10 protein-coding genes are annotated in these 15684 nt (G+C 56.2%); 9 read left to right on the top strand and 1 reads right to left on the bottom strand.

What is annotated here, in order from left to right; all coding sequences use genetic code 11:
* Position 1 precedes the first annotated feature (1 nt).
* From ACK2JC_RS12490 to ACK2JC_RS12455, 8 genes are all read left to right on the top strand, one after another.
* A complete protein-coding gene (locus tag ACK2JC_RS12490; protein WP_411338492.1) occupies positions 2 to 1237 on the top strand; it encodes a helix-turn-helix domain-containing protein in 1236 nt (411 codons plus the stop codon).
* A 192-nt stretch (positions 1238 to 1429) separates the two neighbouring features.
* The gene (locus ACK2JC_RS12485) at positions 1430 to 2293 is read left to right on the top strand and encodes a branched-chain amino acid ABC transporter permease (RefSeq protein WP_007708090.1); all 864 of its coding nucleotides are present in this window, start codon (positions 1430 to 1432) and stop codon (positions 2291 to 2293) included.
* Position 2294: 1 nt separating this feature from the next.
* On the top strand, positions 2295 to 3353 hold the full coding sequence (locus tag ACK2JC_RS12480) for a branched-chain amino acid ABC transporter permease (protein WP_320937317.1): 1059 nt from the start codon (positions 2295 to 2297) through the stop codon (positions 3351 to 3353).
* 2 nt (positions 3354 to 3355) lie between these two features.
* On the top strand, positions 3356 to 4105 hold the full coding sequence (locus tag ACK2JC_RS12475; RefSeq protein ID WP_107435032.1) for an ABC transporter ATP-binding protein: 750 nt from the start codon (positions 3356 to 3358) through the stop codon (positions 4103 to 4105).
* Positions 4098 to 4805, top strand: a complete 708-nt coding sequence (locus tag ACK2JC_RS12470; protein WP_411338491.1) for an ABC transporter ATP-binding protein — start codon at positions 4098 to 4100, stop codon at positions 4803 to 4805. The genes ACK2JC_RS12475 and ACK2JC_RS12470 overlap by 8 nt, the downstream gene beginning before the upstream one ends.
* A 93-nt stretch (positions 4806 to 4898) precedes the next feature.
* Positions 4899 to 6272: an ABC transporter substrate-binding protein gene (locus tag ACK2JC_RS12465; RefSeq protein ID WP_007708083.1), complete on the top strand. Its 1374-nt coding sequence runs from the start codon at positions 4899 to 4901 to the stop codon at positions 6270 to 6272.
* A gap of 196 nt (positions 6273 to 6468) precedes the next feature.
* Positions 6469 to 7881 carry an ABC transporter substrate-binding protein gene (locus tag ACK2JC_RS12460; protein ID WP_368272607.1) on the top strand — a complete coding sequence of 471 codons (1413 nt, stop codon included), beginning with the start codon at positions 6469 to 6471 and terminating at the stop codon, positions 7879 to 7881.
* A gap of 251 nt (positions 7882 to 8132) precedes the next feature.
* The gene (locus tag ACK2JC_RS12455; RefSeq protein ID WP_320937315.1) at positions 8133 to 13298 is read left to right on the top strand and encodes an AAA family ATPase; all 5166 of its coding nucleotides are present in this window, start codon (positions 8133 to 8135) and stop codon (positions 13296 to 13298) included.
* Positions 13299 to 13390: 92 nt separating this feature from the next.
* Here the strand turns inward: ACK2JC_RS12455 and ACK2JC_RS12450 are convergent, their stop codons facing one another.
* Positions 13391 to 14116, bottom strand: coding sequence for a hypothetical protein (locus ACK2JC_RS12450; RefSeq protein ID WP_092362759.1), 726 nt, complete (start codon positions 14114 to 14116; stop codon positions 13391 to 13393).
* 409 nt (positions 14117 to 14525) lie between these two features.
* Here ACK2JC_RS12450 and ACK2JC_RS12445 point away from each other — a divergent pair, with 409 nt between their 5' ends.
* Entirely contained in the window at positions 14526 to 15647 is a 1122-nt protein-coding gene (locus ACK2JC_RS12445; RefSeq protein ID WP_092362757.1) for an ABC transporter substrate-binding protein, read from the top strand.
* The last annotated feature ends 37 nt before the right edge of the window (positions 15648 to 15684 follow it).

Raw genomic sequence — 15684 nt, 5'->3', positions numbered from 1 at the left:
CATGATGCACACCATTGACCAGGAGCGGCAGAAACGCAGGGACGATCTCCTGGTGAAGGAAAAGATGGAGGCGGTGATCCCTATTATTGAAAATGGGTTCGTCATCAGCCTGATCATTCAGAATGAATATGAGGACAGCGGGGAGCAGTACCGGAGCCTGTTAAACCTGGAGGAGGACTACGGCATCATCATGGCTCTGGAGTGGGGCAACGCCAGGGAGGGCGCGGCCATGGGCAACCCGGTGGGGTCCGGCGTCCTGGCACATAAATATTACGGGAAAATGTCGGAGCTGGTGAAGGTGTATTTCCGGGCCTTTGTCAGCGGAATCATGGGAAACAAGATGATCTGCGTGATCCCTGCGGTGGAGCCGAATCTGGAGTACGCAGCCCGGCTTCAGCTGATCGAAAAGGCCAGAAGTCTGGTCACCTCGTTAAAGCATGCGGTTGGGATTGACTTTAAAGCCGGGATCGGAACGGTCCGGCCTTGGGAGGACATGTTTGATTCCTACCAGGAAGCGCTCAACGCGCTGCGCCACGGAATGCGGAACGTGAACCATATCGACGACCTGGTGGTGAAGGATAACCGGGAAAAACAGAAACAGCTGATGGAGCAGATGGTATTAAAGGCGGTTTCCATGGGTATGGAGCACGAAGCCCGCCAGGAGGCCACGGTCTTTGCCGGCTGGGTGTTTAAAAATCAGGCCAGCGCCCTGGAGGAAGAAAAACTACAGCTCATGGAGATGCTGCTTTTAGCCAGGCGGATGGTGCAGGACCAGGGGGGCGCGCCGGTCCGGGATCAGGAGCTTTTGAGCGCCCTGCTTGCGGCCGGGGATGAGGAGACGGCGCGCCAGAAGTTCGTGGCCGCCATGGTGGAACTGGCCCAGGCCGTGGTCATTAAAAACCAGGAGCCGGACGGCATTATCACCAGGGCCCAGGACTATATCCGGCAGAATTTCCGCAAAGATATTTCCCTGGAGGAGGTGGCCAGAGCCGTAGGGATCAGCCCCTATTATTTCAGCAAGCTGTTCAAGGAAGAGGCGGGGATGAACTTTACGGAGTATCTGACCGGAATCCGGATTGAGACGGCCAAGCGGCTGCTCTCGGAGCGGGAGCTGAGCATCAAGCAGGTCTGCGTGGATTCCGGCTACGCCAACCCCAATTATTTCAGCCGTATTTTCAAAAAGTGGGTGGGAATCACGCCCACGGAGTTCCGGGACGGCGTGGGCGAGGACCATTAGAACTCTAAAATAAGCGAAGTAAAATAGCACAAACTCATAGCAAAATAATGCTACATATTTTTCGCCGGCCTGGAGGCCGGAAAAGAAATGTGCAGGATCTTGCAAGTTAGTGCTATTTTTTTTGTGCTAAACTATGGCCATGGTAGTTAGTGTTAGATCAATGAAAAGACACAGGAGAGGAGGAATACGTTCATGAACATGTTTTTGCAGGCGTGTGTCAATGGACTTCTGATGGGAGGCTTTTACTCTCTGATGGGCATGGGGCAGAACATTATTTTTGGCGTGATGAAAATTGTTAACTTCTGCCATGGAGAGATGCTGATGGTGGGAATGTACCTGACATTCATACTTTACACCTTTTTCGGGATTGATCCGTATCTGGCGGTTCCGATGGTGGCGGCCGTGATGTTCGTTCTGGGAGCCGGGATTCAGCATACGCTGATCACACCGTCCCTTGGAACAAAGAGTTTTACGAACCTGTTATTTCTGACAGTGGGACTGGGATTGCTGCTATCCAACGGTGCGCTGGTCATCTTCGGATCGGAGTACCGCTCGATCCGCACCGCTTATTCCCAGACCTACATCCCGATGGGACCGGTGACAATCTCCCTGCCGAGGATGATCAGCTTCGGGGTTCTGATCGTGGTTACCATTGCGCTGTTTGCATTCCTGAAATATACCACCGTGGGAAAGCAGATCCGCGCCGTATCCCAGAACCCGGTGGGCGCTGAGGTAGTGGGAATCGACGTGAAGAAGATCTACCTTCTGACCTACGGCCTGGGCGTTGCGCTGGCGGGTACCGCGGGAGCGCTGCTGACGCAGTTTTACACCATTTTCCCGACGGCGGGCGCCAGCTTCGGATTCCGGGCACTGATCGTGGTAGTCGTAGGAGGACTGGGGTCCATTCCGGGAGCGTTTTTAGCCGGTATCTTTTTAGGGCTGCTGGAGACCATGAGCGCGCTGTTTATCAGCCCGTCCTACAGCGACCTGATCGTATTTATGACATTTATCGTGATCCTGGTTGTACGCCAGACCGTGATAGCGAGGAGGAAATAATATGGATCGTAAGAAAGCGGTACGCGTTTACCATCGGAATCTTGCCATCCTGGTCGGCCTGGTTCTTCTGACGTTCATCCTGATTCCCACGATGGTGAAGTCGCCGTACATGTTAAACATTTTTGTTCTGACCTTCTATATGTCCACACTGTCCATGGCATGGAACCTGCTGGGTGGAATGACGGGGCAGAACTCCCTGGGCCATGCGGCCTATATGGGCCTTGGAGCCTATGCCTGCTGCCTGCTGGTGGTAAAGACCGGGGCGAATCCCTGGCTGGCCGCGATCTTCGGCATGGTTGTGGTGGGTCTGGTTGCAGGTATTGTGTTTTACCCCTGCTTTATTCTGCGGGGACCGTATTTCACCCTGGTTTCCATTGCGTTTGGAGAGTCCATCCGCCAGGTGATTATCAACTCGGAGTTCTTCGGAAGGGCCAGCGGCGTTGGCCTGCCCTTCGGTCAGGATTCCTGGCTGAATTTCCGGTTTGCCAGCAAGGTGCCTTACTACTATGTGGGTCTGGCCATGATGGTGGGAATCTATCTGATCATGAAAAAAATCGACCGGTCCAAAATGGGATTTGCCTTAAAGACCATCCGTGAGGACGAGGATGCGGCGGCAGCTATCGGTATTAATCCCACAAAGTATAAGATTATGGCGGTGGTGATCTCGGCTATGGTGGCGGGCCTGGTGGGCTTCTTCTATGCCAGCTATATCCGCTATATCGACCCGGATCTGATGATCCAGGCCAAGTCCACCGAGTCGGTGCTGCCGGCGGTCGTAGGCGGCGCTGCCTTTGTGGAGGGGACCATTGTGGGCGGACTGATCATGATTCCGCTGTCCGAGTACCTGAGAGCCAATTTCAGCGCCGTGCTTCCGGGCATCAACATGTTGATGTACGCGGTGGTGCTGCTGGCGGTCATCCGGTTCCGGCCATCCGGTGTCCTGGGCTGGTTTATGCACAGCAGGACCAAACAGTTTATCGATGAAAAGATCCTTAGGAAGCCTTCCCTGGATATTTTGGAGGAGGTAGAGCTGATGGAGTATGAGAGGAAGGAGGCGTAGAGATGGCGGAATCTCCAATCATTGAAGTACAGAATATTACCAAACGTTTTAAGGGGCTGACTGCCGTGAAGGACGTTTCCTTTTCCATCCGGGAAGGGGGCATCACGGGCATGATCGGGCCAAACGGCGCGGGAAAGTCCACCACCTTTAATATGATCTGCGGGTATTACCCTCCCACAGAGGGCCGGATCTTCTATAAAGGGGAAGATATTACTGATAAGAAAGCCTTTGAGTACACCAATATGAAGATCGCCCGGACTTTCCAGATTATGAAGCCGCTGAAAAATTTAAGCGTGCTGGACAATGTGGTCGCCTCCTCCTATTTCGGTCATGCCGGAGCCAAGAGCGTGAGGGAGGCCAGAGAGCGGGCCATGGAGGTGCTGCAGTTTACCGGCCTCTTTGAGAAGCGCCATGTGCTCTCCAAGGACATGGGAACGCCCGACCAGAAACGTCTGGAGATGGCCAGAGCCCTGGCCACAAAACCGGAAATGCTGTTTCTGGACGAGAATATGGCGGGTCTCAACCCGGCTGAGACGGAGGAGGCCATCCGGCTGATCCGCAAGATCAACGAGTCCGGCGTGACGATCTTTTTGATCGAACATATTATGCAGGCAGTGGTCAGCCTGTGCGAGGAGGTCATCGTGCTCCACCACGGCGAAAAGATCGCGGAAGGCACGCCGGAGCAGGTGATGAACGACCCGTATGTTATGGAGGTATATCTGGGGATGAAGAAGGAGGATGCACATGCTTAAAGTCGAAGGCTTGAATGCAGGGTACGGCTCCGTCAATATCCTGTGGGACATCGGATTTACACTGGCGGAGGGTGAGATCGTCGCCATCCTGGGCTCCAACGGCGCTGGCAAAACGACCATGGTGCGGGCGGTCACGGGAATGCTCAAACCCTCTTCCGGATCGGTGGTATTTAATGGGGAGGACATGGCGAAAAAGAATTCCCGGGTGATCTTAAACAGCGGCATCGTGCAGGTGCCGGAGGGACGGCAGCTCTTCACGGACATGACCGTTCTGGAAAATTTACAGATGGGCGCATTCAACAAGGGGACCAAAGCCCATTTCCAGGAGAATCTGAAAAAGGCTTACGGGTGGTTCCCAAAGCTGGAGGAACGGGCCAAACAGGCCGCGGGCACCTTGTCCGACGGCGAGCAGCAGATGGTGGCCGTGGCCCGGGCGCTGATCGGCGAGCCAAAGCTTTTGATCCTGGATGAGCCGTCCCTTGGCCTGGCGCCCAATATCGTGGACGACATTCTGAATGTGGCCTCCACTCTGGCGAAAAACGACGGTATCTCGGTGCTGCTTGTAGAGCAGGATATCACCAAGGCCCTGGCCGCTGCGGACAGGGGCTATGTGATCGAGAACGGCCGCATCGCCCTGGAAGGGACTTCCGCTGAGTTACAGGCCAATGAACACGTCAAGAAAGCCTATCTTGGCATTTAGAAACAGACCATTGAAGGATTTTTACACCGCTGGCAGTCTGGTGTGAAATAGAGCAGTTCCGGGAATACCGGAACGGTAAAAAAGGAGGAAAACATGAAATTGAAAAAAATTACTTCTGTGTTGTGCGTAGCGGCGCTGGCGATTTCCATGCTGGCAGGATGCGCAGGCGGTTCCGGCTCATCGTCTTCCGCGGCTCCTGCGGCAGCCGATGCGGTGACGGAAGCCGTGACGAAGGCGGCGGAAGCAGCGGCGGATGCCGGCACAACAGCGGCAGAGGCCGGCGCAGAGCTGACCGGCGAACCCATCAAAATCGGTACGATCTATGCAATGTCCGGCGGTTCCGCCGCCATCGGTACCAATATTCTGCGCGGCATTGATTTTGCAGTAGCTGAGATCAATGCGGCAGGTGGTGTTAACGGCCGGCCGTTGGAGGTTGTCCGCGGCGACCATGCGGGAGATGCCGCTACCGGAAGATCCGAGGCCGAGCGTCTGATCACCCAGGAAAAGGTCGATGTGATGATGGGCTGCCATATGTCCGTTGTGACCGAGGTCGTGGCTCAGGTATGCCAGCAGTACGGCGTTCCGATGATCACCGCCATCTCCACCCTGGACAGACTGTCCAATGAGGAACACAAGGATATGGACTATTTCTTCCGCCTGTGCCCGCTGAACTCCGTATACGTTGAGAACATGCTGATGTATTTAAAGGATTCCGCAGAGCAGACCGGCGAGGAGATCAAGACCGTTGCGATCTTCACCGACAGAGCGGCCATCGGACAGGAGCTGATCCGCTGCGTGGAGCTGTTCAAGGACCAGTACGGCATCGAGCTGGTTGCAACGGTTGACTACACCAGCAATGCGACCGATTTAAGCGCTCAGGTGCTGGCTCTGAAGCAGGCTGACCCGGATGCGATCCTGTGCGATTCCTACATCGGCGACGCAACCCTGTTCATCCAGACCTTAAAAGAGCAGAACTACAGCCCGAAAATGATCGTTGCAAAGGCGAACGGATTTACCGATCCTTCCTTTATCACCAACTTAGGCGCGATTTCCAACGGCGTCGCTTCTGTAGTAGAGTTTAACCCGGACCTGGTAAACGGCGTTGAGATCAACGAAGAGTTCAAGGCACAGTTCGGCGTGGACATGAACGGCCACTCCGCAGAGTCCTACACCGTCGTATGGCTGTTCAAGACCGCCATCGAGGCCGCTGGCAGCACCGACGGCGAGGCTGTGAAGAACGCGCTGGCTGAGCTGGACATTCAGGGCGAGTTCCCGGGCGGACGCAAGATCATCCTGCCCTACGACCGCATCAAGTTTGAGAACTATGATCTGGCCGGCGAGACGCACTACAGAGACAACACCTCTGCCTCCGTGGCAATCGCCCAGATTCAGGACGGCGAGTGGAAGACCGTATGGCCCTTCAGCTTCACCGAGACAAAGATCGCTTACCCGGCTCCGCTGCAGTAGGGAGCAGGTGTGAACGGCAACTGTTATAACGGATCAAGGAAATAAAACTGCCAGGAACATAACAGCCTGCTGCGCAACGCGGCAGGCTGATTTCCGACAGTTGCGGAGTTTGCGGATACGGGAAAATACTGGATTTCCGATAGGCATTTCTGGTATGATAGGGGTATATTGAGTTCAGGCGACAGGGGGGATAAACATGAAGCATCCCATGATTTTAAAGAAACAGACGTTGGCAATCGCTGCCGTCGCTCTGGCCGCTTTTTTGCTGACGGGCTGTGCGGGACCGGCGGGCGGGGCCGGGACAGCCGGGGAACGTGCGGCAGGCGTGGGCGGCGAGGCGGGACAGACGGCGGGCGCGGGCGCAGCAGCAGGACAGGCGGGGCAGGAGCCAGGTGTAAAAGGCGCCGCGGCGAAGCCTTCCGGGCGAACGGCTCTGACGGGCCAACCGATCCGGATCGGCGCGATTTACGCTCTGAGCGGCAACAACGCCGCCATCGGCACCAATATTCTGCGGGGAATTGACTTTGCGGCGGAGGATATCAATGCGGCAGGAGGGGTGGACGGACGTCCCATCGAGATCATCCGGGGAGATACCCAAGGGGATGAGGAGGTGGCCCGGGCCGTGGCAAAACGCCTGATCACCGAGGAGCAGGTGCATGCGATTGTGGGCTGCCATCAGAGCACACTGACGGAGATTGTCGCCGAGGTGTGTGAGGAGTACCATATCCCTATGATCACGGCAATCTCCACGGTGGACAGCATTTCCACCCACCACAATGAGTATTTTTTCCGTCTCTGTCCCATGAATTCCCTTTATCTGGAAAATATGTTCATGTACATGAAGGAGCAGGCGGAGCAGACCGGGAAGGAAGTAAAGACCATCGCCGTGTTTGCGGACAACAGCATGATCGGCCAGGAGGCCATCCGCTGTGCGAGGATTTATGCGCCTCAGTATGGAATGGAGATCGTAAAAGAGATCCAGTACGGCCAGGGGGCAGCGGACCTGACGGATGAGATCCTGGAGCTGAAGGCGGCCGGGGCCGACGCGGTCCTGGCGGAGAGCTATGTCTCCGACGCCAGCCTGCTGATGCGGACCATGTATGAACAGAATTACCGTCCGCCGATCCTCATCGCCAAGGCCAACGGTTTTGCGGATCCCAGCTTTATCCCGGCAACCAGGGGAATGTCGGAGGGAGTCACTTCTGTGGTGGAGTGGAATCCGGATATGACCAAAGGGCAGGAGATCAACAGGCGTTTTAAGGAAATCTTCGGTGTGGATATGAACGGCCATTCGGCAGAATCCTATACGGCTGTCTGGACCTTCAAGACCGCCTTTGAGCAGGCTGGAACCGACGATGGGGAGACGGTGAAGGATGTGCTTACAAAGATTGATATCCGGGAATCTTTTCCTGACGGCCCGGAGATCATTCTGCCCTACGACCGGATCAAGTTCGAGGATCATGAATTTGACGGGGTCCGGCATTATCATAATAACATCTACGCTTCCGTAGCCATCGCCCAGATCCAGGACGGCGAATACAAGACCGTGTGGCCCTTCGAATATTCCAATCAGAGAATTGAGTATCCGGCGGGGTATGAGAACCGGTGAGTGTGGAAATACAATTACAAGTTTTAGTTGAAAGCGGGTAAATGCCGCGGGATTCCTAAAAATAGATGGAATCCCCTGGCAAAATCCGCTTTTTTTGTATAGTGGGAGGTGGGAGAACCAATATGTGGGGCATCATTTGACATAAAACCGGAGGAATGAAATATTGAAAAATTGAAAACAAGTATATGATAAAAATATACCTTATTTATATTCAATATATCGCATATACCGGATTAGATCAAGGAGGAACGATGGATACGGAGTCAAAAACATATGATGAAGTGGAATTTCAGCGGTTGTACGATCAGCTTTTGGGTTATCTGGGTAAGGATCAGGAGCTGGCTGAGCAGATCAAGAAACTGAGAATGGCCCGTGGGCTGACCCAGAACGACCTGGCGGAGCGCATGGGAGTGCCCCAGAGCCAGTTATCCCGGTGGGAGAGCAAAGGAAGCTGTGAGATTGAGAGCCTGGAACGGCTGTGCAGGGCGCTGGCGCAGATGCAGGCGGTAAAAGTGAAAGTTTGGATTTGGAAAAATTTAGAAATCAATACGAATGTGCAGCAGGAATTGTCCGTCTGCGCAGAGTTTGAACTATATAGCTGGCCGGAGGGATCCGCAGGCAGGGAGGATGGGAATCGTGCAGAATTAGTCCGGCGCTATCTTGAGTTGCGGTTCCCGTTCCCGGCGGGGAAAGCGCATACCAAGAGCGGTGTGAAATTTCTGATTTCCGTTGATGGGGAGGCGCAATCGGCCCAGGGGATACTGGACCGCCCGGAGGCCTCGGTGCGCTGGACCCTGTATGAGCTTCAGCGCTATCTTTGCAGAGGGGAGCGCGATCGCCTTCTGATCCGGAGATATGGCTGGGGTAACGATATAAATGCCTCCGCGAAAAAAGGCTGGCTCAGCGAAATGAGGCTGGTAAGAGCGGAAATACCGGATGTTTATCAGGTGGAGAAGTGGGACTGCCTCAAAACGGGGCCCTATTATCCTTACGCTGAGGGACAGACCTGTATGTTTATTCCTCTGGCCTGGGATAATTGTCAGGAGCGGGAATCGGATTTTGTTAATTGTTACGCGCCGGTAAACACAAACCTGATGATCTACACGCTGTCCGGTTACGACTGCTATCTCAGCAAGGCGGGATTTGGAGACGGGGGCGTTACGCTGAAATGCAGGCGGAGGATTCAGCTGTGCCCATGGGATACGGCGGGAAAACCGCTGGGATTTTATATGGGAACGGTCGGCGAGCCAATCGCGCAGAAGCTGCGAGGGAAGATATATACCAGAGTGGTAAAGGAATTCGCAGAGGAACCGGCGGAGGAGGAACTCTGGACGGAGATTCAGGAAGGCTATTTTATGGCCGTGTACGAGGAAGATTCTTTGACGAACGAGTATTTTCTGGTAAAGGGAGAGAACCGGCGGTACAGAAAGGCTAAGAACAAGCCTGAGGAAGAGGATTGCAAAAACGAATCGTGTGAAGATATGCCCATGACAGTGGGAAAGAGCCAGTGTGATCAGAAACGTGGACCTTTACAGGAGGTGGAGGGCCGGCGGGATCGGGAAAACGAACTTGCAAAAGACAGCATTCAGAAGAAAAAAAGAGAACGGGACGAGCTTCTGGATTTTCGGAAAATCGATCAGAAGCCGTTTGTGGGCCGCGACAGAAGCATTTACCATTCCTGTCATTGGCTGCGCGGCTATCAGGATTATCACCTGAGAGGTTATCAGGAACTGTGGATCCGGAAGGAAGGGGCAACAAAGGAACAAAATGGGGCGGAGGAAAAAACAATTCCGGATGTCCGGAATCCTGTGGAAGAAGAAAATGCGTTCCAGGGTGAAATTCTGAACTACAAGGAATACTGCTACCAGATGTCGGACTGGAAGCTGTCGGAAAATATCCCAAAGGTCGACTACGATAACGTTTTTATGACCAGCTACGAGCAGGTTAATTTTGACTGCCGATGCGGAATATGGCTGAACAGGGGATTAGCGCTGCTGCGGGATATGGAGGACATGCGCTCGTACAAACATTACGTGGTCTATTTTAAGGTTGAAAATGGCCGGTATTGTTGTATCCAGTATAATGGAAACCGCTGGAAAACGGAAGGCTACCGCGGTTCCAACAGCTGCGTCGCCCTGACGTTCTGCAGCGGGGCGGACAACAAGGATGGGCTTCCCGCCCCCCATACGTTTAAGCCGCTGCCTGCGGACGACACGGGCAATTACACCTATCTGTTCCGGCTGCCGGAGGTGCAGAACCATCTTTACACCGGCCTGCCGCTTAAAATTGGGGAGCGGTCCTTCGTGGACTTCTGCCTGGAGGTACAGAAGGATTGCAGCTTTACCAATATGCGCAGACTGCTTCCCGATACCGACGAAAGACGGCCCTATGTGCTGATCTACCGGTGGCAGGATGGCAAGGTTTACCTTGGCGGAATTGAGAAGGGGGAATTCAAAGGAGTGGAAGGCAGGCCGTCCAGGGGTTTTGAGGATATCCGCAGCCCCCGGCTCTGGCTAAAGGGCTTTGGAGACGCCTCCGATCCTCAGGCGGTGGAGCAGGCCAGGAGAATTTTTTCCTACCCGGCTGTGATCGGCGTGGCGGTCAGCGCGTGGGAAAATGAGACAAATTATCCGGAGCGGAATGAGACAGAAACGTGCGGGACAGCCGTAGCCGCCCCACCGGCCGCCGCTCCCGTCCCACCGGCCACCTCCGCCCCACCGGTCGCCGCTTCTGTCCCACCGGCCACTCCCACCCTACCGGCCGCCGCTTCCGCCCCACCGGCCACTCCCGCCCCATCGTCCGCCGTCGCCTCACCGCCCGCCGCCGCCCCACCGCCCGCCGTCCCTGCGCCGCCAGCTGCCGCCGCCCCTGTTCCTCTCCCCGGCTTTATCCCACGTCAAGAGGTATCCCGCCGCCTGTTCCCGCCGGAGGAAGGCCTGATGGAGGCCTCATCCATTGTGGACACCGTGCACCGCCTGGTGGTGGAGCGGGGATATATGGGGGAGTACCCGCCTTCGGGTTGGGAACAAAAAGCGGGCCGCCTGGCTGGAATCGTGATTCTCGGCGGTCCGGGCGTGGGCAAAAGCACGCTGGCAAAGCGGCTGGTGGACACGCTGGTGGAATTTCATGTGATCCCCCGGTCAGACACGGACCCGGACGACATGTGCACCGCCATCAGCGCGAGGGATCTGGTGGGCCGGTATATCGGGCACACCAGGCCCAAAACGCTGAAGGTGATCATCCAGGCCATTGAGCGGAAAACCGTCCTGTTCCTGGACGACGTGTACACGCTGTTTAACACCTCGGGCGAGGATTTCGGCCGTGAGGCCCTGGAGGCGCTGCTTCCGGTGCTCAAAGGGGAGTGCCGACTTCCGAAGATTGTCACCGACGAGAAGAGCGGGCAGGAGGTGGAGCAGTACGAGACCTACCGGGAGAACCAGCTTCCCACCATCCTGATGGCCGGATATGAGAAGGAAACACGCCGTTTCTTAAACGACAATCCAGGACTTTACAGCCGGGTGACGGTGCTGGAGCTGGAAAGTCCCTCCGTGCCCGATCTGGTGCGGGATCTGGAATTCCGGATCGGCAGGCGGGAGCCGGGGCTTCTGCCCGGCGGACGCCTGGAGGGGGAAGCCCTGCGCCTGGCGGAGCATTTTTACCGGCGCGTCACCGGTCAGGAGTATGCGGATCAGTTCGCGTATTTCCGGGGAAATGAGACGCTGGCCGTCCGCCTGGCAACGGAATACCGTTTCTTCCGGCAGCAGGGGGAGGCCCCGGGCTGGGCGCAGGTCTGGCGGACCGTGACCGAGACCTACGGCAAGGAGCTGGTCGACAACTATGAGGCCATTTTGGAGGCCAACGAGGAACGTCTGGGACGCACCCGCAAGTTATTTAAGGTGGAGCAGGACATAACGGAGACCTTTGCGGATGTGAAGGGCCAGGAGACCGCGGTTGAAAAGCTGGGCGAGGTGGTGGACATGCTGGCCCACAGCGACACCTACCGCCTGGCCGGAGCGCGGCTTCCCAAGGGCGCGCTGCTGGTGGGCCCGCCCGGAACGGGCAAGACCCTTTTGGCCCGGGCCGCGGCCGGGGAGACGGCCCGGCGTGTCCGGGAAATGGACCCGGGCTGCAGCAAGGGCCGCACGGCCTTTATCGCTCTGGCAGCCACGGATCTTCTGGCCGGGGGACTCAGCACCGGCGCAGACCGGGTGCGGGATTTGTTTTTGCAGGCGCAGAAGGCGGAAGCCGCCTCGGTGGTGATCTTTATTGACGAGCTGGATGCGGTGGCGAAGGCGAGAGGGGCCAGGGGCGGGGCGGACGAAGTGCTGATTGCGCTTCTGGCCTGCATGGACGGCTTTTCGGGGAACCAAAATCTGTTTGTGTTGGGAGCCACCAACCGCCCTGAGATTCTGGACCCGGCGCTGCTGCGCCCCGGCCGGTTTGACCGGCGCATCCCCGTGGGGCTGCCGGACCGCAAGGGCCGGGAGGATATTTTGCGGCTGTATGCCAAAAAGCAGCTGCGCCCGGCCCTGGCCGCGTCGCTCAACCAAAAAGAGAAGGAGCTGGACGCCCGGTGGTCCGAAACCGCTGAAGCGGTGATACGGGAAACGGCGGCGAGAAGCTACGGCGCCAGCCCGGCGGAGCTGGCCAACCTGGTCAATGAGGCGGGAATTCTGGCGGCTGGCAGAGGCTGGCGTCCCGGCCCGGTTCCGGCGGACAACTGCCTGTACACCGTGACGCTGGAGGACCTGCTGGAAGCGCTGGAGAATATGATTGTGGGCCTTCCGTCCCGGAAAACCCCTGGGGCTCAGGATAAGAAGATCGTGGCGTTTCATGAGATCGGGCACGCCCTTCTGCGCGTGGTGGACGGCGAGGGAAACCCTGTGGCCAGGGACAAGGCGGTCCGGCCCTTCGAAAAGGTCACCTGCGTGCCCAGAGGGGAGTCGGCGCTGGGGTACGTGATCAACCTGCCCGGCGAGGATAAGCATTTGAGGACAAAGGACGACCTGCTGGCCGAGGTGCGCTGCCTGCTTGGCGGACGGGCCGCGGAGGAGCTGACCGGCGGGGAGGGCGGCGTCACCCAGGGAGCGGGGGATGACCTGGCTAAGGCCACCGGCATCGTAAAACGGATGGTGGCGCAGTATGGAATGTGCGGCCTCTTCGGTCCGGCTGCCATCCTGGCGGAAGCCGCTGATTACCTGGGAAATGCCAATGCGGGCAGCGTGCTGCCGGGGATGGAGCAGGAGGTGTCCCGGGAGGTGATCCGGGTCCTCAAGGAACAGTATGAGCAGACCTTGCAGATACTCACCCGCTGGCAGGGCGCGCTGGAAACGCTTGCCGGGGAGCTGATCCGGCGGGAGACGCTTTCGGGCGAGGAGTTTATGGAAATCTGGACAAGGGTTATCAATATGGTATAGATTGAAAAAGGAAGAATCCCGGGTGCGGCAGGCGCGGCTGGGATTCTTCCTTTTTTGTAGTGTTTTCATTTGGCAGCTAAAGACGGCGGCCTTTAGCGCAGGTTGTTCTGCATGATGGAAGTGGTGTCCATCCCGGAGAGTTCTCCGGCGAAGAAGATCATGTACAGGTGACTTTCGGTCAGTCTGGCATAGACCTGCGTTTGGCCTGGAATTTCCAGAACGGGGTTATACCCGTAGTCGTAGAAGCGCCAGGTGCGGTTGGCGAGCTGCAGATTAGTGCCGGTTATTTCAACCCCGGTATTCTCCTTCATAGCCTCATCCAGGATATAATCGGAAAGTGCGGTCAGCATTCTCAGTTCTTCTGCGCTGAAACCCAGGTCAGCCAGGCTTTCGGAAGCCAGAGCAATCATCGCGGTGGTATCTGAGTTGGCAAGATAAACAAATCCATCCTCCTCGGAATACTTTGAAAATCCGTTGGGAATGGCAAGCGTTAAACCACCTGCCGTGACGGTACTCTGCTCTGGGGCCGCAGCCGCTTCACCGCCCTGCGTCTGCACGACGCCGTCCACGATCCAGGCCCCGCTGGCGTCCACGGTGTATCCGTCGGGCGTCTGGGTCCCGGTCAGGCAATAACCGTCGGAGGTGAAATAGTAGCACTTCCCGTCCACCCATTTCCAGCCGTCCTTCAAATAGGTCTTGTCATCGTTCTGATACCACCAGCCCTTTGCATCCTGCTGCCATTGCCCTGCAAAGGCCGTCATGCTCATGGATACGGCCATAAGCCCTGCCAGAATCGCGGTCATGAAAGTTTTTTTCATCTTAAAGTCCCCCTTGTATAATATGGTAAATTATGTTGTATTCAGTATACCGCTAAGTGGACATCCCGTCAAACCTGAATTCCCGCTTTCGATCAAACCAACCGCAATTTATAAAAATATCATCCCCACTGAAACATATCAGTTTTTAAAGCATCCGGCCACCACTCCCCAGGGGGACATTGTTAAAAACAAAACGGAAATTACATATTATTGATAAAACTATAACGAAATTCACACAAAATTTAGGCAATATTGAATAAAAAGAGGGGGGATTAATTGTGGATATAGTAGAAAAGTCGAATATATTCTATAAATCGAAGATAATGTTGTTGACTCTGCAAAAATACAATGATATATTTCATATATACAAATATATCAAATGTGATGAAACACATTAGGAGGAGGGTACATGAAGAAATTTTACGCTTATTTAATCGCAATCGGAATGGTTGCATCCCTGGCCGGATGTTCAGGAGGAGCCAAGGAAGCGCCGACCACCGCAGCACCCGCCACCACCGCGGCCACCGAGGCTGAGACGAAGGCGGAGGAAACCAAGGAAGAGTCCAAGGCTGAGACCAGCGCAGCCGCAGCGGAGACCATCGCGCAATCCGTGGATTTGAGTGCGGCGTTAGAGGGACTTCCCAAGGATTTCGGCAAGGGCAAGAAGGTGGGCCTTGCGCAGATGCACTACACCAACGCGTTCCGTATCGCCGAGACCAACAGCGTGCTGGAAGCATTTGAGGGCGCCGGATTCGAGGTGGTTTGGAACGAGGCCAAGAACGACACCGCAACCCAGATTTCCAATGTAAACGACCTGCTGGCGCAGGATATCGACTATCTGCTGCTGCCACCCAAGGAGGAGGAAGGTCTGGTTCCGGCCCTGGAGGCTGCAAAGGCCGCGGGCGTGCCCGTGATCCTTCTGGACCGCTCCGCTAACGGTACCCCGGGCGAGGACTATGTGACCGCCATCCGTTCCAACGCCGAGGCCGAGGGCGAGTGGTGCGCCGACTGGGTGATTAAGAATTATCCTGATAAGTGCAACGTGGTTGAGATTTTCGGCGCGCCCGGCTCCACCACCGCGATGGACCGCTCCAAGGGCTTCATGGCCACCATCAAGGGACACGATAACATCGTGCTTCTGGAGTCCCAGGTAGGCAACAACATGCGTTCCGAGGCTCAGGTTTGTATGGAGAACCTGATCCAGGCTTACGGCGACGAGATCGACGTGGTGGTAACGCACTCCGACGAGATGACCTTCGGCGCACTGCAGGCCATCGACGGAATGGGCCTGGTACCCGGCGAGGACATCGACGTGCTGTCCATCGGCGACGGCAGCTCGGCAATGCTTCAGGAAATCATTGACGGCAGAGTGGCGGCTTGCTCCGAGTGCTCACCGCTCCTTGGGCCGCAGGCGCTTCAGGTAGTGGCGGCTCTGGAACAGGGTATGGAAGTGGACGGACTGATCTGGGCCAACGACCGTTTCTTCACAGTTGACAATGCAGCGACAGAGCTGGAGAAAGCGGGCTGGTAATTCACCGGCATTCAGGCATGTTTGGTAATAATCAAAA

Origin of the sequence: Enterocloster lavalensis (assembly GCF_046603895.1) — a bacterium.
In the GTDB taxonomy this organism is placed as follows: domain Bacteria; phylum Bacillota; class Clostridia; order Lachnospirales; family Lachnospiraceae; genus Enterocloster; species Enterocloster lavalensis.
The sequence above is the reverse complement of the archived record's forward strand: the minus strand, read 5'-3'. Positions and strand labels throughout refer to the sequence as shown.